Source organism: Gracilibacillus sp. Marseille-QA3620, from assembly GCF_054950035.1.
On sequence record NZ_CM143102.1, the window covers coordinates 3222369 to 3247561 of the forward strand.

The window sequence follows — 25193 nt, forward strand, 5'->3', positions numbered from 1 at the left end:
GTTTTACATTGGTGGTAAAGCAATAATTATCACTTAGAGGAGTCTCATTATCGTCAATACTGCCAAACACATTCTATCAAGTAAGTGGCAGCCATAATAAATGGTGTATCTCCAATCAAGAGCTGTTCCCTTTGAGTTTAGTAGAACTTCCTTAAGGAGTAAGTCATGAAAGTATTTTTTCTAACTACCAACATCATCTTTTGGATCATTCTTCTATACTATACCGTACTTACAGTCGTAGGTTTATTCCAACGAAAAAAAGCAAAAAGGCTTAATCCGCTGGCTGAATACCCTTCACTTGATGTACTAATCCCTTCTCATAACGAAGAGATTGTTATGAAGGATACTTTATCAGCAATGGCCAAGCTTGAGTATCCCGGAAATATACAAATTTATGTTCTGAATGACAATTCTCAAGATAAGACCGGTGAGATAGCAGAATTCTTCGCCAATAAATATGCTCACATCCATCACATCGAAGTACCTGAGAGCAATGAACCAAGAGGAAAAAGCAGAGTATTAAATTATGGTTTATCCATTTCTGATGGAGAATACTTCATTGTATATGATGCTGACAATCGACCTAATCCCGATGCAGCTATTCGCTTGATGGAAATTACAATGAACACAGAAAATGCTGCTGGGGCAGTTGGTTGTGTAAGAACTTTAAACGATCAAAATAACTGGCTTACAAGGTTTATAGCAATAGAATTCAAAACATTCCAATTGATTATGCAATCTGGCCGTTATGCATTACATAGGATTGGCTCTTTACCCGGCACCAATATGTTATTAAAACGAAGCATCATAACGGACCTTGGTGCATATGACCCATACGCTTTAGCTGAAGATGCAGAATTAACTATTCGCCTTTCGTCTAAAGGATATGTTATTGCTGTTGACCCTCATTCTCAGACATGGGAACAGGAGCCACAAACTTTAAAAGCTTTAATGAAACAGAGGACTCGTTGGCTGCAAGGAAACCTGTACATTATGTTCAAGTTCTTCAAAGAAAAAAATTGGTGGAAGAAGCCTTGCATTATACACCTTACTTATTATCTTACTATTTACGTTATCTTTGGCGGCCTTCTTCTCTCTTCCAATATCTTGTTTATATTAGGATTGTTCGGTTTCATCAATTTTAACTCTGGAATTAACTATCTTTTCTTCTGGTTTCTTGCCTATCTGACCTACACAATCCAGTTACTGTGCGCGGTTTGGTATGACAAGAAGTTATCAGCGAAAAACGTATTAGCTGCATCACTTATGTACTTCACATACGCTCAACTATTCATTTTCTTATTAGTCCGGGGACTTGTGTTGATGATGAAAGACAAGAGAAACGGAACAGTTATCTGGGATAAAACAGAAAGGGTTGCTATTGAAAAATAATATGCAGCCTTTTTTGCCTGTTTCGAGAACCTGATACTCAGAGGAATGATTTGTGAATGAGAAAAATATAAGGAATTAAAGTAAATGTTTCACAGATTAAATGATTAGTCTGGAATGGGAATGTTCACCTGCATTCAAACGACCTACTGTAGCGGGCATTCTAAGAAGATGACCGCGCTCTCTTTAAGCAGCAAAGAGGATTTCCTTTGTTCCTTCACAATCCGACCGTATTGTGATATCACTTATACAAAAGAAAACCACCGTCCCATACTCCAAGTATCATATCCATTGATTTCCCTTGGAATGGGAATCACGACCACCTTATCATACTAGATGCATAGACAACTGCATCGGCAGCCTGCCTTAACTTCCCTTATAGAAAACGCCAATACCAATCAAGCACATCCTGTCCAAAAAAATAAGCGGAAATAGTCCCTGCCGCGATGAATGGACCAAAAGGCATTGGCTCTCCTCGCTTTACCAATCCAGCAATTAAGCCTGCCACCCCAAAAATCGCACCCAAAAGCGTTGCAAATATAAAAGAAAGAAGTACTCCTTTCAGCCCAATCGCAAAGCCGACTAAGGAAAACAGCTTTATATCCCCGCCGCCCATACCGCCTTTACTGATAACGGCAATGAAAAATGGAATCATAAAACCAGCAAGCCCTCCTGCAAGCGGATCCCACCACGGGTCTAATGGGATGAATATCCGAAGCAATAAAAAAACAATGGTAAAAAAAAGCAGGATTTTATTTGGAATAAGCATGTACATAATATCTGATACGAAAATGATTACCATAAGCGAAATCAATGCCCATGCAATGATAAGCTCCATACTCCATCCGAGCAGGAGCGGAGCTGCTGCAAATAGCAGCCCCGTCATTAGCTCTATGATGGGATAAAGCGGAGAAATACGCTTACCGCATTTGCGGCAATTCCCCTTCAAAACGAGATACGAAATGACAGGCACTAACTCAAGAGGTGCCAAGGTATGGCCGCAGGACGGACAAGCCGACCTCGGCATTACGATTGATTCCTTTGCCGGAATCCTCAGACCAGCTACATTATAGAAGGAGCCAAGGATGAGGCCGGCGAGGAAGATTAGTAGAGTAAGAGTAATCATTTATTAGCCATCTTCTCCTATGAGTTTAATATTGTCTCTTGCAAATTTGCTGCCGTTTTAACTCCATTATTAATAATAGAATAATTACATTGCTTCATTAAGACTAACTGTATGTATTAAAGCTCAATCCTCTTATTGAAAATAGGTTACTGGGGATTTATCTGCTAAATCCTCGAAATATTCTCCATTTTGTCGTTTGAATAATGCAGAATCAAATAATCATACCTCAACATTCTTCTTATTTGTACCAACGCCAGAATAGCGAAACAGCACCGTTGGCCTTTTCCCCTTAGCTTATCTGTTTGCACTCCCTTCCCCCTGAAAAAATACCATATAAAAGTTATGTAGTTCTACACACTCGAAATATACAATCTTCCACCACATCACACTGATAAGCAGGGACACCATCCTGCGGAACAAACGCTCATCTACTCCTGTGATCCACACTTGCCGTTATTTTCTTAACGTAAAATTCAACCGTCTCTGTAAGCATGGAGGACTCAATACATTGGAGGCCAAGATGGTAAGCCTAATAAAAAGGAATAGGGGAAACGAACAGTCATAGCGTGTATAAGGCTATCTACCCTCCTTCCACCCCATTCCTATTTAGGTATTATTATCCATATACACAACATATTTTATCAAATATTCCGATTAATGTCACATAATGTTTTAAATAATAAGGTCCTAAGTCTGATAGTCATTTTTCCTATGCTCTTTCGTCATTAAAGCTCATGTCATCAAAAATTACTTTTGGTCACGAATCAGAAACGGTCGGGCTTCAGCCAAAAAATAAAGAGAGCCGGTTATCACTAACACATCCTCTTTTCTCATTCGTTTGCAGGCCTTTCTAATCGCATCCTGCCAATTCTCTTCAATATATTTCTCCTTAAGGATACTTGTCTTAAATAATTCCTCCGCTTCATTCATCCGCTCCATCCTTGTTTGTGTAAAGGTAATGCTGTCAGCCCTTCGTTCAATCACTTTGATCATCCTCTGATAATCCTTATCCTTCAGGGCTGCAAAGACAAAGTGAATTCTCCTTCCCTTATATCGCTCCTCTATCGTTTGAAGCAACACCTTCATACCTGAAAGATTATGGGCGCCGTCAAGAATGACGGCTGGATTGCTTGAAACCTGCTCAAAGCGCCCCTCCCATCTCGCCTTCAGCAATCCAGAACGGATACTCGCCTCCCTCACCGGGAAATCATATTTCCTATCAAGCAGCACGCAAGCCTGAACAGCCAATGACGCATTGTTCAGCTGATGCCGACCGAGCATCCGTAATGTGAGCCCGGAAAAGTTCAGCTCTTTCGAACAAAAATCAAAGCCTTCCTCCCCCTCCTCAAGTACACGGTTCTCCGGCCAGAAATCCATGCCAATTCGATATAATTCAGCATGTTCTTCCTCCGCTTTATTCATGATAGGCTGTATCGCCTCCGCTGATTCAACCCCCGTTATGACCGAAATGCCTTTTTTAATAATTCCAGCCTTCTCTACAGCAATTTCAGCAAGGGTGCTTCCAAGGATTTGCGTATGTTCAAGAGAGATACTTGTAATAATGGCAAGCATAGGGGTAATAACATTTGTCGAATCGAGCCTGCCTCCGAGCCCAGTTTCAATCAAAGCAATGGACGGGTGTCTTCTTTCAAAATACATGAAGGCTAGGATCGTGTAGATTTCAAAGGTGGTTAAATAACTGCCTTCATCATCGGCCTCCCTCAAGATAGGCATTAGTTCATTCAATAAATCAACGAGCTCTTCATCCGTAATCATGTCATCATTAATCCTTATTTGCTCATTCGCCTTTTCTAAATAAGGAGAAGTAAAGGAGGCAACATCATATCCCTCTGTCATCAAGATTTCTTTCAAAAAGGCAAGGGTCGACCCCTTTCCATTCGAGCCGGCGATATGAACCATCGGAAGCTTTCTTTCTGGATTTCCAATTCTCTCAAGCACCCTTTCCATGCGTTCAAGACCAAAGTCCATCCCAAGCTTGGCTGCACGCTCATTCAAAAAGGCAAGTGCGTCCTCATAGCTTTGAATCATCCTAATCACTCCATTCCCTATAACAACACCCTGCTCATATTCGAACAGGGTGTCATCATTAAGCCAATATTAAGCTAGTTCTTCTAGATCTTTCAAACGATTTTGGACTGCTTCACGTTTTTCAAGGTAATCAGCCAATTTCGCTCTTTCCTCTTCAATAACTTTTTCAGGTGCTTTCTTCATGAAGCCTTCATTGCCGAGTTTTTTCTCAATGCGCTCGACTTCCTTCTGCCATTTATCGAGCTCTTTTTGAAGTCGTTTTAGTTCTTCTTCAATATTGAGAAGCCCTTGTAAAGGAAGGATTAATTCAACACCTGTCACGATAGCGGTCATCGCTTTATCGTCAGCCGGGATATCAGTTCCAATGGTTAGTTCCTCTGGGTTACAGAAGCGTTCGATATAGCTGCGGTTCTTCTCTAGGACAGCCATTGTTTCCGCATCCTTCGCTTTTAAGGAAAGCTTGATTTTCTTGCTGAGCGGCGTGTTAACCTCTGCACGGATGTTACGAACAGTGCGGATGATCTCAACAAGCAATTTCATCTCATCGGATGCTTTCTCATCTGTCAGTTCATCCTTAACAACCGGCCATGCAGCCGTTGTGATGGATTCGCCCGCGTGCGGAAGGTTCTGCCAGATTTCCTCTGTAATGAACGGCATGAACGGATGCAACAGACGCATCGTTTGATCAAGCACATATGCTAGGATAGAACGAGTTGTCTTTTTCGCTGCTTCGTCTTCACCATACAATGGGAGCTTAGCCATTTCGATATACCAGTCACAGAAGTCATCCCAAATGAAGTTGTAAAGGGCACGGCCCACTTCACCGAATTCATATTTATCAGCAAGCCTTGTTACGGTTTCAATCGTTTCATTCAAGCGTGTCAAGATCCATTTATCCGCAACAGATTTCTCTCCGCTCAAATCGATTTCATCATAAGTCATTCCGTCCATATTCATTAGTGCGAAGCGGGAAGCGTTCCAGATTTTGTTTGCGAAGTTCCAAACGGATTCCACTTTCTCATAGCTGAAACGCAAATCCTGTCCTGGGGAGCTTCCAGTCGTTAAGAAGTAACGAAGGGAATCGGCTCCGTACTTGTCGATAACCTCCATTGGGTCAACGCCGTTTCCAAGGGATTTACTCATCTTACGGCCTTGCTCATCACGTACTAAACCATGGATGAGTACATCTTTAAATGGACGCTCGCCCGTGAATTCAAGACCTTGGAAGATCATACGGGACACCCAGAAGAAGATGATATCATAGCCTGTCACGAGTGCCGCAGTTGGATAATAACGCTTGAAGTCCTCTGCATCCTTCTCCGGCCAGCCCATTGTAGAGAACGGCCATAATGCGGAGCTGAACCAAGTATCAAGGACATCTGTATCCTGCGTCCAGTTCTCAATGTCTGCCGGCTCCTCTCGGCCAACATATACTTCACCTGTTTCCTTATGGTACCAAGCAGGGATTCTGTGGCCCCACCATAGCTGTCTGGAGATACACCAGTCATGGATATTATCCATCCAGTTCAAGTACGTCTTCTCGAAGCGCTCAGGAACAAATTGTACCTTGCCTTCTGTCTCCTGCAGTTTAACTGCTTCTTCTGCCAAAGGTCCCATTTTAACGAACCATTGTGTGGAAAGATATGGCTCAACTACCGCACCGCTGCGCTCGGAGTGACCCACTTGGTGGATATGCTCCTCAATCTTGAAGAGAACGCCTGCCTCTTGCAGGTCCTTTACGATTTGCTTGCGGCATTCGAAGCGGTCCATGCCTTCGTATTTGCCGGCTTTCGCATTCATCGTGCCATCCTCATTCATAACAAGAACACGTTCAAGATTATGACGGTTGCCTACCTCAAAATCATTCGGGTCATGTGCCGGCGTAATCTTAACGGCACCAGAACCGAAGTCTTTCTCAACATACTCATCACCAACAATTGGAATCTCGCGTCCAACGATTGGCAGAATCAAGGTCTTGCCGATTAAGTGCTTGTAGCGCTCATCTTCCGGGTGTACCGCAACAGCTGTATCACCAAGCATTGTTTCCGGACGCGTTGTTGCGACTTCAATATGACCGCTACCATCAGCCAACGGATAATTCATGTGATAGAACGCGCCTTTCACTTCCTTATGAATAACCTCGATATCAGAGATGGCTGTTTTTGTGGAAGGATCCCAGTTAATGATGTATTCGCCGCGGTAGATTAAGCCTTTCTCATAAAGGGTAACGAAAACTTCACGAACCGCTTTAGATAAACCTTCATCAAGGGTGAAACGCTCACGGGAATAATCAAGTCCAAGTCCCAGCTTCGACCATTGCTCACGGATATGGCCGGCATATTCCTCTTTCCATTTCCATGTTTCTTCAACGAACTTCTCACGTCCAAGATCATAACGGGAGGTACCTTGTCCGCGAAGCTTTTCTTCTACCTTTGCTTGGGTAGCGATACCGGCATGGTCCATTCCTGGAAGCCAAAGGACATCATAGCCCTGCATTCGCTTCATTCTTGTCAAAATATCTTGAAGAGCTGTATCCCATGCATGACCAAGGTGCAATTTGCCCGTAACGTTCGGCGGCGGAATCACGATTGTATATGGTTCCTTCTCTTGATCTTGGCCAGCTTCAAAGAACTTGCCCTCAAGCCACCAGTCATAGCGGCCTTTTTCAATTGACTGCGGATCATATTTCGTCGGCATGCCAATTTCTTTTTGTTCTTCGCTCATGTTCATTCTCCTTCTTTCTTCTATTTTGGGGTCCTGGAAAATAAAAAAACCGCTCCATCCTTCTGTTATCAAAAGGACGAAACGGTTAGTCTCGCGGTACCACCTTCATTCCGGCACATGCTGAATAAGCATGCCTCCGGCTCTTCATTCATCATAACGGCTCTTCACCGGTTCTCGCTACTTTCAACAGGTTCACGAAAACAGCTCCTGGGCGACCTTCTGCGGATTTGGTTACTGAAGGAATCTTTCAGCCGGTGGATTCCTCTCTCTAACAGCCTTCTGCCGCGTACTCTTCCCATTCAAAGCTTTTCATTTGGATTAATTTAATACTGTTATCATACATAAGTATGCAGCCTGTCGTCAATCATTGTTTCCCAAATTTATATAATTTATTCAATTAGGTATCCGCACAAAAGCCTAGCCCCTTGAATAGACTAGAAGAAAGGGGGAATGTATGCATGAGACGAAGGATGAATAGGTACAGCCTGCCTCCTTGGATACAGAACACCATTAATGTGACGCGTCAATTTGCTGTTCCGGTAACCGTATTTCAGGGAATCCGCACCTTTTTCCTCCCGAGCATCTTTGACCTGCTTCTGCTCTTTTTCCTAATCGGCCTTGTACTCGCCTTTCACTTTGAAATCATCTAATGCTTTGATTTACCGGGCAGACTGCCCGGTTTTTCTCTGTCCATTAATAAAGGCAGCCCTTTATTCGGCTGCCCAATCAATCATCCTGTTCCTTCGGCTTCTTGCTTTCCTCGATTTGTTCCATTCTCATAATGATATATTCGATATTCTTCAATAACCAATACTGCCGCTGAAACTTCCGGCAATAGTCCATTTCATCCTTTCCAGATATCTTCCTTGAATATTGGTCGACGATTTTAAGGCAGTTTGCAGGATAGGCCATATAAGACATGAAAAGAAGCATTTCTCCCTCCTTGAAAGGGAAAAAGCGAAAATACCCGTTAATCCACTCCACCGTTTCCGCCGACTGGATTGGATAGGTTTTCAATTGCTTCACAACAAATGGCAATAGATCAAAATACGCAGGTGCTATTTTGGTTCGCTCGAAATTGATGAAATGTCCGTACCCATTCTCACTGTATAAGAAATGGTGAATGGACACATGCCCATGTGTAATGACATTACGGACCTTTTCTTCCTCCTTCGTCTGCTCATACCACTTCTTAAATTTATTCATAGAATAGGTCAGGGCCTGTGAGACGTCATAATAACAAAGACAGAACAATTGCTCGAACGGTGACATATACCATTTCTTCTCAATTGTATTCATATATTCAAGCAAGAATTCCCGCTGCTCCTCCCACTCCTGAAGGGTTTTCTCATAATGCTCCTGCCTCTCCTGGGACGGGATGCTCGATTCCTTCGATGAAATGGTATGCATACGTGCCAGCTCACGGAACATTTGCTGATGACGTTCATCTCTTTCCTCCACCACCTCATCAGGCAGCCAGGGCAGAAGATAGCTGAGCTTATCATTATGCAGAACCGCATACCGTCCATCAATTGCTGGGAAGATCGGCACAATGCGGTTATATCCATTTTGATAGAGAGTTTGGATATTTTTGATGAAATCAAAGCCTTTTTTAGCCTTGATTGTCTTAACGGCAAAAATGCCATTGTTCGTATAAACCTTTTTAACTTTTCCAAAATCCTCATAGAACTCAAGCTCCAGCTGATAATTCTGCAAATAATCAGCCAGCCATTTATCATCCGCTCTTAACATCATAATGGCACCCTTTCTCCTCGTGCCTATTAGGCAAAGGGCAGAGCCACAGGAATTTGTGCACTCAGCCCTCTCATTTACTCAGTTGATTTATTGGATGAAGCGGTAACTGGAATATAGATGACCTGGCCTGCTCTTAAACTATCAATCTCCCCGATTCGGTTAACCCGAGCGATATGCTGAGCGCTGATTTGATAACGGTCTGCCAGACTATCAATCGTCTCATTTCCTTGGACAATATAGACCTTCAACTTAGCCTGCCTGGTCTCCTCCTCAGCGGTGAATAAATCATAAAGCAGGGATTTAGACTCTGCCTTACCAGTATTCTTATATTCTTCCTTCGGTTCCTCTTTCTTTGGATAATTTCTTGAGTACTCCTCTCTCGGAGTATACGATGCCTGCGGCGGCTCTTTGCTTTCGTTCGTTGTTGGCATATGATTCAGGAAATCCCTATCCTCATCGAACTCCTCGTCCTCCTGTGCCTCCTGCTGTTCAACAGGAATTCTCGCCTCCGCATAAAAATCATCCTCATTCGAGGACTCTTTGCCAAAGGTAGGATAGGATGGAAAGCTGAATGGAGTCAATTCCTCTTCATATTCCTCCTCCTCAGCCTCTACCTCTGTACTTGAGCGGTATAACGGCAGCTCCTCGGTCTTTGCTTCAATGAGAATTTCCTCCGGTGACTCCTCCGTTTCTGCCTCACTTTCCCTGTATTCCACAGCTGCCTCAGGAAGAATGGCTTCTGCTGCCTCTTCAGCCTCTTCTTGCTCCTCCACTTCTTCACGCTCAATTAATAATTCCTCTTGGATACCAGTAATCCAAAGCTCCGCCGTTAAATGTAAACAGCCATCCTCCAAGAGCTGATAATCAAAGCTTTGGACACCTACACTCAGTTCATTCCGGTCCTGTACCCGCTCAGCCGGAACGGTAATATCGACAGGGAAGTGATGCTGGAATTCATACGTATCCTCCCGTTGGTCCGTGATGGAGACATAGCGGCGGTTCAATTCATCCTCTTTGGGTTCGATATTGCCCTCTTGTGGTTTGTATTCCCCCATAAGATCCAATGTTCCTCGCAAAATCACATACTGTTCCACCTCATGCACAGATACATTCGGCTCAAGTGAGATGGAATAAAGCTCGCTAACTTCCTGTCCGCTTTGAAACCACACATTTTCTTCTAATGAAAATCGTAAATACGATGTATTTTCTGGAGACATGCCTGTTCCTCCTTCCAACCCTTTTCATCTAAATGTCATTTAAAGCCTATGCGGGTATCGTTGAAATTATGAACAGGATTACAGAAGAGTGACCGAAACGCAAGTCGTTTAACACCTAACATTTCCCATGCCGAATAAAGGAATATGGTATAATAAGGGACAACTACTCGGTGCGGGTGGTATGCACTTTCTTTTCCTTATTTTAAAAAGGGAAGGGAGGTGATATGCCAATGGATTTTCTGCAAACTTTAGCCAAAGATACAGCAACGATCTTTCTAACGACCTTTGCTGCAGGCATCGCCATGCGATTTGCTAATCTTCAGCTGAAGGGCAAACGAAAAACCACCCCGTGCCGGCCAAAGCAAAAGGGTGGTTCTTCATCCAAGAAATAGCATAATGGGCATACCACTCGCAGTAGTTGCCGCCAGAGAGTTAACGGCTCTCTGGTTTTTTCGTTTATAGTTATGTTTAATAATATACCCTTCCTGTCATTTGTTCAATCAAAAGTTACGCCGAATTTAAGACTAATTCCATCTAGAAAAAGAGGCTCGGACAAAACGAAATAAATGATCCTCAATAACGAAAACTTCTTCTTCCTATTCAACAGCAGTTGGAAAGATAAATCCGTTCCATTACGCGAAATGCACTCGACTCCTGCGGGAAGTAGAGAAAAGGCTGAGACCCCACAGGTGTGTGCACCGAGGAGGCTCAAGCCTTTCTCCCTCCGCGGAAAGCGAGTGCATTTTGCTCCATTCCACTAGTCACTGATGTTAGAAAGCCACAATCAACTAATGCATGGAAAATCAACAAATAAAAATCCGAACAATTAGACGATAGTTTATCATTGGCTGAAATACTTATGTCCTAGCCTCTTATTTTTCATTATCCTTCAATCTTTCCCTGCACCTTACATAGATGATTTTATTCTCTTCTGTTTGTCGAAAGCCGGGCAACGTCATGCGTTCTTCACAGAAAAGGAATTGAATCAATATACGATGATTTTTACTTTATTTGCAGACAGGTAGAAGTGGACATCCCTTACAATAAACCTGATGGAGTGCAAGCACAAAAAAACTGTAGATCAAATCAATAATGGATTTGGTCTACAGTCTGAGGGTAAGCATTCATTAACCTTTTATCTTTCCAAATTCAAACAAAATTAATTTAACGTATAATTATGGGACAGTCACTTTCTCCACTTACCCTTTAATCGCCTTGAACGCTTTTTGGGCTGCTTGAATGGTTTTCTCGATATCCTCATCACTATGCTCCGTTGATAGGAAGACGCCCTCGAATTGAGACGGAGGAAGAAAGACGCCATTATCCGCCATTTGTTTATAATACTCCGCAAAGAACTGAAGATCAGACGTTTTCGCAGATTCATAGTCCTTCACCTGCTCATTCGTGAAGAAGAAGCCAATCATGGAGCCTGCCCGGTTGCATGTAAGCGGAACATTATATGTTTCAGCCGCTTCCATGAAGCCCTCTTCTAAACGGTCAGCCTTCTTAATGAAGGTTTGATAGGTTTCTTCTGTTAATTGAGCCAATGTTTCATAGCCCGCTGTCATTGCCATTGGGTTTCCTGATAGCGTGCCAGCTTGATAGATGGAACCGCTTGGCGCAATCTGGCTCATGATTTCCTTTTTGCCGCCGAACGCACCAACAGGAAGTCCCCCGCCGATTACCTTTCCAAGACAGGTTAAATCAGGCGTTACACCGAAATAGCCTTGTGCACAGTTGTAATCCACACGGAATCCAGTCATGACTTCATCAAAGATCAGGACAGTGCCGTTTTTCTCCGTGATTTCACGCAGACCTTCCAAGAATCCAGGAAGAGGCGGAACAACCCCCATATTGCCGGCTACCGGCTCAACAATTACAGCGGCGATGTCTTCGCCAAATTGTTCGAACGCATATTTCACGCTCTCAAGATCATTGTACGGAACGGTAATCGTATTACGTGCGATTCCCTCAGGCACTCCCGGGCTGTCAGGAAGACCAAGCGTTGCCACACCTGAACCAGCCTTGATAAGAAGGGAATCCCCATGTCCGTGATAGCATCCTTCAAACTTAAGAATTTTATCTCGGCCCGTATATCCCCTTGCTAGGCGAAGCGCAGCCATCGTCGCTTCCGTTCCGGATGAAACCATGCGTACCATCTCAATGGAAGGAACACGATCGATAACAAGCTGAGCTAATTTGTTTTCAGATAAGGTCGGCGCACCGAAGCTTGTCCCTGTTTCAGCAATCTTTTTAATCGCTTCAACAACCCGGTCATTGGCATGTCCGAGAATAAGCGGTCCCCATGAAAGGACATAATCAATATAATCATTTCCATCAATGTCATAGATTTTGGAGCCCTTTCCTCTCTCCATGAAAATTGGATCCATATTAACTGATTTAAATGCACGCACAGGGCTGTTTACTCCGCCAGGCAGCAGGTGTACAGCTTCCTTGAAGGCTTCCTTTGATTTTTCATATGAACGCATATGCCTAAACTCCTTTTCACTATCGGATTAATTTGTTTCTTTGATCCATCTTGCAGCATCCTTGGCATGGTAGGTGATGATGAGATCAACGCCGGCCCGTTTCATGCCGATTAACGTTTCCATCACAATTCCTCTTTCATCCACCCATCCATTGGCGGCTGCTGCTTTAACCATTGCATACTCTCCACTTACATTATAAGCGACAAGCGGCAAATTAAAATTATTTTTCACATCGCGAATAATATCAAGGAAGGCAAGCGCCGGTTTCACGATAAGGAAATCTGCTCCTTCCGCCACATCAGATTCTGCCTCGCGAAGCGCCTCAAGCCGGTTCGCATAATCCATTTGATAGGCTTTGCGGTCGCCGAATTGGGGGGCAGAATTCGCCGCATCACGGAAGGGACCGTAAAAGGCAGATGAATACTTAACCGCATAGGACATGATGGGAATATCCTGATAACCCGCTTCATCCAAGCCTTGACGAATCGCTGTCACAAATCCATCCATCATATTAGAAGGTGCAATGATATCTGCGCCTGCTTCTGCTTGGCTGACTGCTGTCTTCACGAGGAGTTCCAGGCTTTCATCATTCAAGACGGTGCCATTCTCCACGATGCCGCAATGGCCATGACTTGTATACTCACAAAGGCATGTATCCGCAACAACAAGCAGCTCTGGATACTGCTCCTTCACAAAACGGATTCCTCTTTGGATGATTCCATGGGTATGGAATGCACCTGTTCCGCATTCATCTTTATCTGCATCATCCGGTACCCCAAATAAGATGACCGATTTAATCCCTAATGATACAACCTCATCCAGCTCCTCCTTCATGCGATCCAAAGAGAATTGGAACACACCTGGCATTGATGAAACTGGATTCTTTTGGTTCTCTCCCTCTGTGATAAAGATCGGATAGATAAAATCATCTACATGAAGATGCGTTTCACGTACGAGCGCTCTCATCGCACTGTTTTTGCGTAATCTCCGATGGCGGTTAAATGTTGTATTTGTCATGACCTGCACTCCCTTAATTTCGATAATATAAGCCTATTTCCTCAAGCATATGTTCAATCGTGTATTCACTCGGACTTACATGAACGGTTAAGCCAAGCCGCTCTGCCCGCTCCTTCGTCACCGGTCCGATGGTTACGATTACTTTCCCGGCAATACTCTCCTCTAGCCCTGCCTTATGCATAATCCGCATAAACGTCTCCACTGCAGACGGACTCGTGAAGAGAAAAAGGTCAATAGCCTGTTCCTTAAGCGTCTGTATCAACTGAGCATCAGCACCTTTAGGCGGCTTGTTGCTATACACGACTGCCTCTTGTGCCTCGATGTTTTGGCCGCAAAGCCCTTTATAAATATAATCTCTAGCCAAGTCTCCTTTGGCAATTAAAATGGCTTCCCCTTCATGTACAACTTCGAGAAATTCCGGGAGAAAAGCCTCTGCCACATAGCTCTTCGGAATGAAGGCAGCCTTAAGCCCATGCTTCAAGAGCTCCTTCTCCGTCTTCTTCCCGATAGCAGCTATCCTCGGCATCTCTTCAAGAGACAGGCCTAGTTCCTTCGCCAGCTCCATGAAGAAATGAACACCATTTCTGCTCGTAAAAACGAGCCAATCAAACCTGTCAAGACGCTTTGCTTTCCCCGCTGCATCCTCCCACTTATCCAAGCCCGGCCGCTGAAAGGATAAGAGGGGCACCAATACAGGTACCCCTCCATGGTCTGAAATCATGGCGCATAATGACTGGGCCTGTGATTCCTCTCTAGTGACCAGCACCCGTTTCCCTTTTAGAAACTTGGTATGTGCCATCTTTAACCTTCCATCTCCTCTTTCACCAAGGCAATAAGCTCCTTTGCACCTCGTTCAGACAAACGCTCAGCAAGCTCTTCTCCAAGTGCAATCGGTTCGCTTCCTTGCACCGTATCCCGGTAAATGATCTTCCCATCTGGAGAACCGACAAGTGCTTGCATTTCCAAGCTGCCATTATCCAGCTTCTTCGCATAACCGGCAATGGGTACCTGGCAGCCGCCCTCCATCGTTTTCAAGAAGGCGCGCTCAGCTAGGACTGCCTCCTCCGTCGCACGGCAATTAAGCTTCGCCAGTTCCAATATAAGCTCTTGATCATTTGCCCGGCACTCAATTGCGAGTGCACCTTGACCGACAGCCGGGATGCAAAGCTCATCATCCAAATATTCCGTTACGATTTCCTTGCTCCAGCCAAGTCTGGACAAGCCTGCTGCTGCCAAGATAATCGCATCATAATCCTCATCCTTTAACTTCTGCAGGCGTGTATCCACATTTCCGCGAATCCATTTGATTTCAAGATCCGGTCTCTCTGCCAGCAGCTGGGCGCTTCTGCGCAGGCTTGATGTTCCGACAACCGCTCCCTCCGGCAATTCACTAAGCGGCACATGGTTCTTTGAGATTAACACATCCCGGTGGTCCTCGCGCTTAGGCACACAGCCAATTGTCAGTCCTTCCGGAAGCTCAGCCGGCATATCCTTCATGCTATGGATGGCCATATCAATATCGCCGTCAAGCATCGCTTGTTCAATTTCTTTGACGAATAATCCTTTTCCCCCGACTTTTGAAAGGGTTACATCCAGGATTTTATCCCCTTTAGTCACAATCTCCTTTAATTCAAACTCAAAGGGCAGACCCAGCCCTTTCAGCTGGTCAATGACCCAATTTGATTGTGTTAATGCCAGTTTGCTTCTACGTGATCCTACAATAATTTTCCTCATGATTTCCCTCCATCAAAAGACATGAAATGCTGATGTGTTGCCAAATAAAAAGAAATTGATTAAAACAAGCAGGAAGGATGCAATATTCCAATAGGCCAGCGTCTTCCCGTAATATTTTTTCTTTACCTTCATATATAAGTAAATACCATATACGATTAAACAGGCAAAGGATCCGATTATTTTACTGTCATACCATACGATATCGGATACAACCAAGTAAGCGAACTCAAGCCCCAGTATTAAAGAAAGCAATAAAAGGGGGAGCCCAATGACTGCCAGCCTATAGGACATCTGTTCAAGCTTCGCCAAATCCCCCAGCCTGACAAGCCGCTTGCCCCATTTCTTCCGCTTCAGCAAATCATATTGAATCAAGTAAAGAAGCGAGAAAACAAATGACAGGGCGAAGGCCGCATAGGACAAGATGGCGACTGTTATATGGATGACCGACAGCTCAGAAATAAATTGTGTCCGGTTCCCAAGCCGGTCAAGCTGCAGGGGCGAGAAAGTCTGTATGACCATTAACCCAAACCCGAGCAGATTGGTGAAAAAGATGAAAAAATCTGTTCTCAAAAACCAGTTTATAGCTAGTGAAAAGGTAATCAAGATCCACACATAAAAATATAATCCTTCGAGCAGTGAAAGGATTGGAAATCTGCCCGCTTCATACATATAAAGAAACAAAAAGATTGTTTGCATGAACCAAACAATCGAAAGAATCCAGAAGGCCGCTTTGTTGGCCTTCTGATTATTTTGTAGAAAATCATAGAAATATAGCAATACACTCAAAGCATATAAAATGATTGTTATCTCATGCACTCTATTTAAATATACATCAATCATCTCATTCGTCCTGCCTGATCAAAAGGGCTGCGACACTACTTGCAGGATGGGCCGCCCTTGCTTGCGTGCAGTTTCCTTTGATGCTGCTTCTTTCCCGTCTTTCTCGATGAGGTCCTCTATATCAAATGTATCAATAAAAGCTTGGAGCAAAGCATCCGAATGCTTTTTATCAGCTATCTCCTTCGCATAAAGAATAGGGTCCTTCAGCATTTGATTGACGATGCTTTTTGTATGCTTATTGATGACCTTCCATTCTCTCTCGCTGAGTCCAGGCAGCTTTCTCTCCATGCTAGCGATGGTATCGGCCTGAATAGCAAGCGCCTTTTCGCGCAGGGCGGAGATTACAGGGACGATTCCAAGCATCTTCAACCATGCGTTGAATTCAACAAGCTCTTGTTCAATCATGATCATAATCTCTCTAGCTGCTTCTTTCCGTTCTGCAAGATTTGCTTGGACAATGCCTTCTAGATCATCAATATCATAAAGGAACACGCTGTCGAGCTCCACTAACCGAGGATCAAGGTCACGCGGAACCGCAATATCGACCATGAAAATTGGTTTTCCTTTACGAAGAATATTGATGTTCTCCATCATTTCCTTTGTAATAACATAATCTTTAGACCCCGTTGAACTGATAAGAATATCCGCTTCGAGCAAGGCACATTGCAGCTCCTGCAGCATCTTAGCCTTACCGGAATATTTGGAGGCAAGCTTTTCCGCCTTCTCAAGTGTCCGATTAATAACAGTAACCTGGGTCGCTCCGCTTCCATATAAGTTTTCAATCGCGAGCTGCCCCATCTTGCCGGCACCAACGACAAGAACCTTCTTATCTTCTAATGAACTGAAGATTTTCTTCCCCAGTTCTACAGCCGCGTAGCTGATGGAAACCGCATTCTTATTAATTTCCGTTTCAGCATGGGCCTTTTTCGCGAGCGTAATCACTCTCTTGAATAAATTATTAAACAGTGTGCCTGTTGTTTTTTCTACTTGGGCGAGCATAAAGCTCTTCTTCACCTGACCGAGAATTTGCGTCTCACCAAGCACCATGGAGTTCAACCCGCATGCTACTTGGAAGAGATGGTTGGCCGCTCCGTCCTCTTCATATATATATAAATAAGAAGACAATTCACCCAGTTCAATTGAAAACCACTCAGATAAGAATTCCTTAATATAGTACCGGCCTGTATGTAACTGATCGACAACCGCGTATACCTCTGTACGGTTACAGGTGGAAACAATAACATTCTCTAAGACACTTTTCTTCGCCTGCAGGGTTTTCATCGCTTCTGGCAATTGATCTAATTCAAAGCTTACTTTCTCTCGGATTTCAACAGGAGCAGTTTTATAATTCAGACCTACGGTAATGATATGCATCTACCCTGTTACACCCCCATTTACGTAATTTGCGTCTATTCTAAAAGCAGGTAATCCTCATAAACTGCTAGAATGGTAATTGTGAACAAAATCGTAACATTGCCCAATTCTCATTCAATAGTGGACCGCCGGCCGTATGTAACCACCCGCGAACGACCGCCTATCTGACATCCTTCTACATCATTTGAGTTTATGATTTCTTTCCGGGCATCCACTTTAAAAGCGCTTGCCGGAATAATCATCAACCGGCTCAAACCCTTGATATAAATGGATTTATTGAAAATAAAAACAAAAGATGGCTAAACCTGATATAATCTATATAGGTTTCATTCAGTAAGCGTTTTTACCAATAAGTTGCTTATCCTGAAGTATGTGTAAATTCGTACTATCTGTACATTAACAAAGATTAGAATAATTATCAATAATAACAAACTAGGAGTCGAAAGATGAGAGAATTTCGCTATTTTACTTGTACTATTTTAATTGGGTTTGGATTTTTTTACTTATTGAGATCGATTGATTTTACCCTTTTCCAACCATATTATTCATGGGCAACGCTAAGCATCCTACTAGGGCTTGCTTTTCTTTTGCAGAGCAGGTTCGGGGGACAGGCAGAATTTCTGCTGCCAGGGGTTATCTTCACTGGTTATGGCTTGCATCAATATATCGCCGGAAAGCTTGAGTATTGGCCTGGAGAACAAGTGATTATCTTTCTATTAATCGGTCTGGGATTACTTCTCATTTACTTAAAGAAAGCCATCGGGAAAGGGGCAGGAATCCTCTTTCTCGTCATCTCTGTCCTGCTGATTTTTTATGAGCAAATCCTTAGTTTCTTAGGTGTATCCAATTATGCCGACACCTTCTCCACCTATTGGCCGGCTGCATTAATTCTCGCCGGATTGTTCATTCTTTATAAGAAGAAATAACAAATGCAGGGGCCTGATTGAGGCCCCTGCATTTTATTCGTTCCTTACATTCTAGCCTGAATGGCATTCCACGCTTGATCTTTCCCGAGCCCTGTCTCAGATGAGAAGAGAATAATCTCGTCTCCCTTCGCAAGGTCCAATGTATCCCTAACTACTTTCAAATGCTTCTGCCATTTTCCTTTTGGAATCTTATCTGCTTTCGTCGCAATGACAATAGTCGGAATCTCGTAATGCTTCAAGAAATCATACATCATCACATCATCAGCGGAAGGCTTATGACGCAAATCAATGATAAGCAGCATTGCACGAAGCGGCTCCCTAGTCGTAATGTATGTCTCGATCATCTTACCCCAGGCTTCTCGCTCTGTCTTGGATACTTTCGCGTAGCCGTATCCTGGAACATCGACAAAGAAGATCGCTTCATTCAATTTATAGAAATTCAACGTCTGGGTTTTTCCCGGCTTGGACGATGTCCGTGCCAAACCTTTACGATTGATCATTTTATTAATGAAGGAAGATTTCCCTACGTTCGAGCGTCCTGCAAGTGCAAATTCCGGGAATCCGTCTGTCGGATATTGCTCCGGCTTCACGGCACTCATGACGATCTCTGCTTGTGTTACTTTCACTTTTCTTCACCTGCCAATGCATGCTCCAACACTTCATCTAGTTGCGAGACAAATACGAATTCTAAATCATTGCGCACACTTTCCGGAATGTCGTCAATATCCCGTTCATTATCGATTGGGCAAATAATCTTCTTCAAACCGGCGCGGTGAGCACTTAATGATTTTTCCTTCAATCCGCCGATTGGCAGCACACGCCCCCGCAGGGTAATCTCACCGGTCATGCCGACTTCCTTGCGGATAGGTCTCTTGGTAAGAGCTGAAATAAGTGCTGTCGCAATCGTAATCCCGGCAGATGGACCGTCCTTTGGCACGGCTCCTTCCGGGACATGGATATGAATATCATATTTCTCATAGAAATCCTTGTCAATATGAAGTTCTTCTGCTTTGGAGCGTACATAGCTGAACGCGGCCTGTGCAGACTCCTTCATTACATCTCCAAGCTTTCCAGTTAAGATTAGTTTGCCTTTGCCAGGTGATAAAGAAACTTCAATCTGGAGTGTATCCCCGCCAAAGTTCGTATAGGCAAGCCCTGTTGCCACTCCGATTTGATTCTCCAGTTCCGCTTCCCCATATCGGAAGTACGGCTTACCGAGGAAATCACTGACATTCTTCTGCGTCAGGACGACCTTCTTCTTCTCACCAGAGACGATAATCCTCGCAACCTTACGGCAGACAGCCGCCAGTTGGCGTTCAAGTGTCCGTACGCCCGCTTCCCTTGTGTAATAACGAATGATCTGTGTGATGGCCTCATCCTTCATTTGCAGCTGGGCTTTCGTTAAGCCGTGTGCCTTCAATTGCTTCAGAAGCAAATGCTCCTTGGCAATATGAAGCTTCTCATATTCGGTATAGCCGGATAGGTTGATAATTTCCATCCGATCGCGCAGCGGGGCCGGTATCGTAGATAAATCATTCGCTGTTGCGATAAACATGACTTGGGATAAGTCATATGTTTCCTCTATATAATGATCACTGAATGAATTATTCTGTTCAGGGTCAAGAACCTCAAGCATGGCTGAGGAGGGATCCCCGCGAAAATCATGTGACATCTTATCAATCTCATCAAGAAGGAAGACTGGGTTAATGGTTCCTGCTTTCTTCATCCCTTGAATGATGCGGCCCGGCATGGCACCAACATAAGTACGTCGGTGACCGCGAATTTCAGATTCATCACGAACACCGCCGAGAGAAATGCGGACGAAATGACGATTCATTGATTTTGCAATCGACTTCGCTAAGCTCGTCTTCCCGACACCAGGAGGTCCAGCTAGACATAAGATTGGTCCCTTCAATGAATTGGTAAGTGACTGAACCGCCAGATACTCCAGCACACGTTCCTTCACCTTTTCAAGACCGTAATGATCCTCATTCAAGATTTTCTCTGCCTTGCCAATATCCAAGTCATCCTTTGTTGCATTGGACCAAGGGAGCGCAATCAGCCATTCGAGATAATTGCGGATAACCGCGCTTTCTGCCGAGCTTGCCGGAATCTTCTCATAGCGGTCCAATTCCTTCTTTGCTGTTTCAAGGACATGCTCAGGCATGCCTGCCAGCTCAATTTTCTCCAACAACTCCGCAATCTCAGCCGTCTTGCCTTCCTTATCGCCAAGCTCCTTCTGGATAGCCTTTAATTGCTCGCGCAAATAATATTCCTTCTGCGTACGCTCCATGGATTTCTTCACGCGCAAACCAATCTTTTTCTCCAGATTCAGCACTTCTTTTTCGTTATGAATAATATCTATGACCTTGTTTAGACGTTCTTTTATATCGATTGTCTCCAATATATCCTGCTTATCCTTGAGCTTAAGCGGGAGATGAGAGGTTATGATATCGGCAAGCCTTCCCGGCTCTTCAATGTCAACTGTCGTATTATACGTCTCTGTTGTCACTTTCTTTGAAATCTTTATGTATTGTTCAAAGTAATCCAACAAGGTTCTCATTAACGCTTCGGTTTCCGGATCCTTCTCAATAGAGTCTTCCATTACTTCAAGCCTCGCAGCGAGATAATCTCCTTCATCCACAAACTCAATCATATGAGCCCGTGAAACGCCTTCGACTAATACCCGAATGGTACCGTTTGGCAGTTTAAGCATCTGCTTAACCTTCGTCAGAGTGCCTAATTGATAGACATCATCCTCACTCGGTTCATCTGTGGATACTTCCTTTTGTGTAGTCAAAAAAATAAAATGGTCATCTACCATTGCTTTCTCTAGCGCCTGCACCGATTTCTCTCTTCCAACATCGAGATGTAGAACCATTGTCGGGAAAACAAGCAATCCGCGCAGCGGCAGGAGGGGAACGTGTTTTTCCTCAGTAATTGCCATTTGTTGCACCTCCATAAAAACCTAATAAGATATCTTACTTAAGAATAGACCTTTACCAATTTTATCGTATTTATAGACTTGTGTCTATTTAGGGAGATTTCTTCCTCACGCTCCTCTTTTCCCTATTCCTCAGTATTTTTAACATGAATCGCTGCTTTATTTCACTCATGAATCATAAGGACTGTAGCATATAGAGAACATAAGAAAAGGAGCCTGCCCATTCAACGAGCAAGCCCCTTCCTTTTAGCCGCTCTCTCTTTCAGACGGCCGTTCCACACTTCCCACGATTTGGTCAATAACCTGGGTCCGGTCAAGCGCCTCTTGGAAAACCTCTTTCAGCTGGCTGACCGGTTTAATCTTAATGCCATCAAGCTCATCCAGAATGGATTGAACATTCTCCTCTGGGATAATGACCATTTCAGCTCCAGCAAGCATCGCTGCATTCGCCTTCGTAAAGACGCCTCCAACCGGCTTCACTTTCCCATGAATGCTGATTTCTCCTGTCATAGCCACTTTATTTTTCACAGGAATCCGATAGATGGCCGAATAAATGCCCACAGCCATAGCAACCCCTGCTGATGGTCCGTCAATCGGAATACCTCCAGGGAAATTTACATGAATATCATATTGGTCAGCCGGTATTCCCATCGTCCGCAAAACGGTTACGACATTTTCAATTGACCCTTTCGCCATGCTCTTGCGTCGTATTGATTTACCCGGGCTGTTTAAACTTTCCTCTTCCACGATTCCCGTGATGGTTACCGTCCCTTTATCACGCGCATCAATAACGGTTACTTCAATCTCTAACAAAGCACCTGTATTCGGACCAGTTACCGCCAGACCATTGACAACTCCTATGGATGATTCCGCCCCAATACTCGGACTGAAGCGAGGTGTCATCTGGCTTGATTGGATAATCCATTCGATATCTTCATCCTTAATGAAATTACGTTCATCCGTAATAGCAAGGCCGGCTGCACTCTGAACCATATTCACAGCCTCACGCCCATTGGATGCATATTGGCCAATCAGTCGAAGCCCCTTCTCGCCTAAGGTCAGCTCCACCCGCTTCGCCGCATTGGCAGCAACCTGCATCAGTTCATCCTGATTCAATTCACGGAAGAAGATTTCCATACATCTCGAGCGGATAGCCGGCGGAATTTCCGATGGTGTTCTTGTTGTGGCTCCAACGAGACGGAAATCAGACGGCAGGCCATTCGTGAAGATTTCATGAATATGCTTAGGAATATTCGGGTTTTCCTCACTATAATAAGCACTCTCAAAAAAGACTTTCCGATCCTCGAGCACCTTTAATAATTTATTCATTTGGATATTATGAAGCTCCCCAATTTCATCAATGAAGAGAATGCCTCCATGCGCATTTGACACAGCCCCCTGCTTCGGCTGCGGAATTCCAGCCTGCCCCATAGCCCCTGCTCCCTGATAGATAGGATCATGAACAGAGCCAATTAACGGATCGGCTATCCCGCGTTCATCAAATCTTGCTGTTGTAGCATCTAATTCAATGAAAGGAGCCGTTTGACGAAAAGGAGATTTTGCATTTCTCTTCCCTTCCTCTAAAACAAGTCTCGCAGCAGCCGTTTTACCGATTCCAGGAGGCCCATAAATGAGCACATGCTGCGGATTTGGCCCGCATAAAGCTGCCTTCAACGCCTTAATGCCATCCTTCTGTCCGATAATATCTTGAAAACTAGCCGGCCGTACCTTCTCAGACAATGGCTCCGTCAGCTTAATCCCCTTCATTCTATGTAATTGATCCATTTCCTTCTTTGCTTCCCGATCAATGGTTACCTTTTGAACCCGCTGCCCTCTCAACAGATTCAAGAAATATAATCCAATGACAACTCCAAAAAATAATTGGATGATGATCACTATGGCTGTCCAACTCATTTATGCACCCTCCTGAAGATTCATCGTAAAGATACAAGCTAGTATCTCCTTAACAGAAGGGGAATAAACCTCCAAACATCCCATATAAGGACAGGGATGAAGGTTTATTTACTACTCCATAGGCTTGATTATTTTGACATGTTGATTTTTGTTTCAGGCAGCAAAAACAAAGGAGTGTCACGGAGCCTCCTCCTAGTCCTATGTATCTCTATGGGCTGTCTTTTCCGCTAATCCCGCAAAAGTTAATCGCCTTCAACGTTAACTGGCGGCATTCTATCCTATCAACAGTCCTTAACAGAACTATTTCATAAAAAAATGCCGGTTCCAAATGGAACCAGCATTTTCATATCATGTTCTGCGTTAAGCAGAAGTTTTCTTCTCAACCGTTTCAGTTGTCCCATCAGAAAGGATAATCTTCGGTGATTTTCCTTCAGAAATAGACTCTGCAGTGATTACGCATTTCGCAATATCATCACGTGAAGGCAATTCGAACATCACTTCAAGCATGATGCCTTCAATGATGGAACGGAGACCACGAGCACCTGTCTTACGCTCGATTGCTTTCTTCGCAATCTCGAGCAAGGCATCATCCTCAAATTCCAATTCTACATCATCAAGAGACATCATCTTCTGATATTGCTTCACAAGAGCATTCTTCGGCTTTGTAAGGATTTGAATCAAGGCATCCTCATCAAGCTGTTCAAGTGTCGCAATGACAGGCAGACGGCCGATGAATTCTGGAATTAAACCAAAACGAAGCATGTCCTCCGGTAAAACTTTAGATAGAAGATCCTTATCTTGGATATCTTCTTTCTCCACTCCAGAACCGAAGCCAATGACCTTTTGGCCAAGACGTCGTTTAATAATCGGTTCGATACCATCAAATGCTCCACCACAAATAAAGAGGATATTTGTTGTATCGATTTGGATGAATTCCTGATGCGGATGCTTTCTTCCACCTTGTGGCGGCACACTTGCAACCGTACCTTCAAGAATCTTCAGCAAGGCTTGCTGAACCCCTTCACCTGATACATCACGAGTGATGGAAGGGTTCTCAGATTTACGCGCGATTTTGTCAATTTCATCGATATAGATAATGCCTTTTTCGGCTTTCTCCACATCATAATCTGCCGCTTGGATTAGCTTGAGAAGGATGTTCTCAACATCTTCCCCTACATAACCAGCTTCTGTTAAGGATGTTGCATCCGCAATAGCGAACGGAACATTCAGCAATCTAGCCAACGTTTGTGCAAGCAAGGTTTTCCCGCTTCCTGTTGGTCCAATTAGACAGATATTAGACTTGGATAATTCAACGTCTTCAATCTTGCTGTTGGAATTGACACGTTTATAGTGATTGTATACAGCCACGGCCAAGGATTTCTTTGCGCTTCTTTGACCGATGACATATTCGTCAAGTATATCGAGGATCTCCATTGGTTTTGGAATATCCTTAAATTCTACTTCTTCGTCAGTACCTAATTCTTCTTCCACGATTTCTGTACATAGTTCAATACATTCATCGCATATATAAACACCTGGACCCGCTACGAGTTTTCGGACTTGTTCCTGAGTCTTGCCACAGAAAGAACACTTAAGCTGCCCTTTCTCATCATTAAATTTAAACATAGTTTCACCCCTTGGTATTATGGACTCTATCATGAAATCTGCATTTCTAAATCAGATTAACAAATGAAG

The 25193-nt window shown here is 43.9% G+C and carries 19 protein-coding genes and 1 other annotated feature; of the genes, 4 read left to right on the forward strand and 15 right to left on the reverse strand.

Translation table 11 applies throughout. The annotated features are described in order from the left end of the window. Nucleotides 1–165: 165 nt before the first annotated feature. Nucleotides 166–1392, forward strand: coding sequence for a glycosyltransferase family 2 protein (locus ACY8DX_RS16290; RefSeq protein ID WP_439802571.1), 1227 nt, complete (start codon nt 166–168; stop codon nt 1390–1392). A gap of 373 nt (nt 1393–1765) precedes the next feature. Here the strand turns inward: ACY8DX_RS16290 and ACY8DX_RS16295 are convergent, their stop codons facing one another. The 3 genes from ACY8DX_RS16295 to ACY8DX_RS16305 all read right to left on the reverse strand — a co-directional run bounded on the left by ACY8DX_RS16295 (nt 1766) and on the right by ACY8DX_RS16305 (nt 7288). Beyond that, nucleotides 1766–2515, reverse strand: a complete 750-nt coding sequence (locus ACY8DX_RS16295; RefSeq protein WP_439802572.1) for a prepilin peptidase — start codon at nt 2513–2515, stop codon at nt 1766–1768. Between the two features lie 747 nt (nt 2516–3262). Next, entirely contained in the window at nt 3263–4564 is a 1302-nt protein-coding gene (locus ACY8DX_RS16300) for a bifunctional folylpolyglutamate synthase/dihydrofolate synthase (protein ID WP_439802573.1), read from the reverse strand. Nucleotides 4565–4633: 69 nt separating this feature from the next. After that, complete coding sequence (locus ACY8DX_RS16305; RefSeq protein WP_049669996.1) at nt 4634–7288, reverse strand: valine--tRNA ligase; 2655 nt, start codon at nt 7286–7288, stop codon at nt 4634–4636. Nucleotides 7289–7357: 69 nt separating this feature from the next. Further along, nucleotides 7358–7600: a binding site (T-box leader), on the reverse strand. A gap of 146 nt (nt 7601–7746) precedes the next feature. Between ACY8DX_RS16305 and ACY8DX_RS16310 the strand changes: the two genes are divergently transcribed. Further along, nucleotides 7747–7938: a hypothetical protein gene (locus ACY8DX_RS16310; protein WP_049669995.1), complete on the forward strand. Its 192-nt coding sequence runs from the start codon at nt 7747–7749 to the stop codon at nt 7936–7938. A gap of 76 nt (nt 7939–8014) precedes the next feature. Here ACY8DX_RS16310 and ysxE read toward each other — a convergent pair whose 3' ends face one another. Together ysxE and spoVID are read right to left on the reverse strand one after the other, a co-directional pair. Further along, nucleotides 8015–9043: a spore coat protein YsxE gene (gene ysxE, locus ACY8DX_RS16315; protein ID WP_462405605.1), complete on the reverse strand. Its 1029-nt coding sequence runs from the start codon at nt 9041–9043 to the stop codon at nt 8015–8017. 74 nt (nt 9044–9117) lie between these two features. Then, a complete protein-coding gene (spoVID, locus tag ACY8DX_RS16320; RefSeq protein WP_049669993.1) occupies nt 9118–10260 on the reverse strand; it encodes a stage VI sporulation protein D in 1143 nt (380 codons plus the stop codon). Nucleotides 10261–10490: 230 nt separating this feature from the next. On the opposite strand from spoVID, the gene ACY8DX_RS16325 reads away from it, so the two are divergent. After that, nucleotides 10491–10652 (forward strand): hypothetical protein, encoded by a 162-nt coding sequence (locus ACY8DX_RS16325; protein ID WP_197089903.1) that lies wholly within the window; start codon nt 10491–10493, stop codon nt 10650–10652. An 807-nt stretch (nt 10653–11459) separates the two neighbouring features. Here the strand turns inward: ACY8DX_RS16325 and hemL are convergent. From hemL to hemA, 6 genes are read right to left on the reverse strand one after another with little or no spacing between them, the layout of a single operon-like run. Then, entirely contained in the window at nt 11460–12749 is a 1290-nt protein-coding gene (gene hemL, locus ACY8DX_RS16330) for a glutamate-1-semialdehyde 2,1-aminomutase (protein WP_462405606.1), read from the reverse strand. Nucleotides 12750–12776: 27 nt separating this feature from the next. Next, the gene (gene hemB / locus ACY8DX_RS16335) at nt 12777–13766 is read right to left on the reverse strand and encodes a porphobilinogen synthase (RefSeq protein ID WP_049669991.1); all 990 of its coding nucleotides are present in this window, start codon (nt 13764–13766) and stop codon (nt 12777–12779) included. Nucleotides 13767–13779: 13 nt separating this feature from the next. Continuing rightward, nucleotides 13780–14565 (reverse strand): uroporphyrinogen-III synthase, encoded by a 786-nt coding sequence (locus ACY8DX_RS16340; protein ID WP_462405607.1) that lies wholly within the window; start codon nt 14563–14565, stop codon nt 13780–13782. A gap of 2 nt (nt 14566–14567) precedes the next feature. Continuing rightward, nucleotides 14568–15500 (reverse strand): hydroxymethylbilane synthase, encoded by a 933-nt coding sequence (gene hemC / locus ACY8DX_RS16345; protein WP_462405608.1) that lies wholly within the window; start codon nt 15498–15500, stop codon nt 14568–14570. 12 nt (nt 15501–15512) lie between these two features. Next, a complete protein-coding gene (locus ACY8DX_RS16350; RefSeq protein WP_049669988.1) occupies nt 15513–16340 on the reverse strand; it encodes a cytochrome C assembly family protein in 828 nt (275 codons plus the stop codon). Nucleotides 16341–16358: 18 nt separating this feature from the next. Beyond that, the gene (gene hemA, locus ACY8DX_RS16355) at nt 16359–17714 is read right to left on the reverse strand and encodes a glutamyl-tRNA reductase (protein ID WP_049669987.1); all 1356 of its coding nucleotides are present in this window, start codon (nt 17712–17714) and stop codon (nt 16359–16361) included. A gap of 446 nt (nt 17715–18160) precedes the next feature. Here hemA and ACY8DX_RS16360 point away from each other — a divergent pair, with 446 nt between their 5' ends. Then, nucleotides 18161–18640 (forward strand): hypothetical protein, encoded by a 480-nt coding sequence (locus tag ACY8DX_RS16360; RefSeq protein ID WP_462405609.1) that lies wholly within the window; start codon nt 18161–18163, stop codon nt 18638–18640. 44 nt (nt 18641–18684) lie between these two features. Here the strand turns inward: ACY8DX_RS16360 and yihA are convergent, their stop codons facing one another. From yihA to clpX, 4 genes are all read right to left on the reverse strand, one after another. Then, nucleotides 18685–19266 (reverse strand): ribosome biogenesis GTP-binding protein YihA/YsxC, encoded by a 582-nt coding sequence (yihA, locus tag ACY8DX_RS16365; RefSeq protein WP_049669985.1) that lies wholly within the window; start codon nt 19264–19266, stop codon nt 18685–18687. Then, nucleotides 19263–21587 carry an endopeptidase La gene (gene lon, locus ACY8DX_RS16370; protein WP_049669984.1) on the reverse strand — a complete coding sequence of 775 codons (2325 nt, stop codon included), beginning with the start codon at nt 21585–21587 and terminating at the stop codon, nt 19263–19265. Before lon ends, yihA begins: the two co-directional genes overlap by 4 nt. A gap of 243 nt (nt 21588–21830) precedes the next feature. After that, nucleotides 21831–23498, reverse strand: coding sequence for an ATP-dependent protease LonB (lonB, locus tag ACY8DX_RS16375; protein ID WP_049669983.1), 1668 nt, complete (start codon nt 23496–23498; stop codon nt 21831–21833). A 360-nt stretch (nt 23499–23858) separates the two neighbouring features. After that, nucleotides 23859–25124 carry an ATP-dependent protease ATP-binding subunit ClpX gene (clpX, locus tag ACY8DX_RS16380; protein ID WP_049669982.1) on the reverse strand — a complete coding sequence of 422 codons (1266 nt, stop codon included), beginning with the start codon at nt 25122–25124 and terminating at the stop codon, nt 23859–23861. Between the last annotated feature and the right edge of the window lie 69 nt (nt 25125–25193).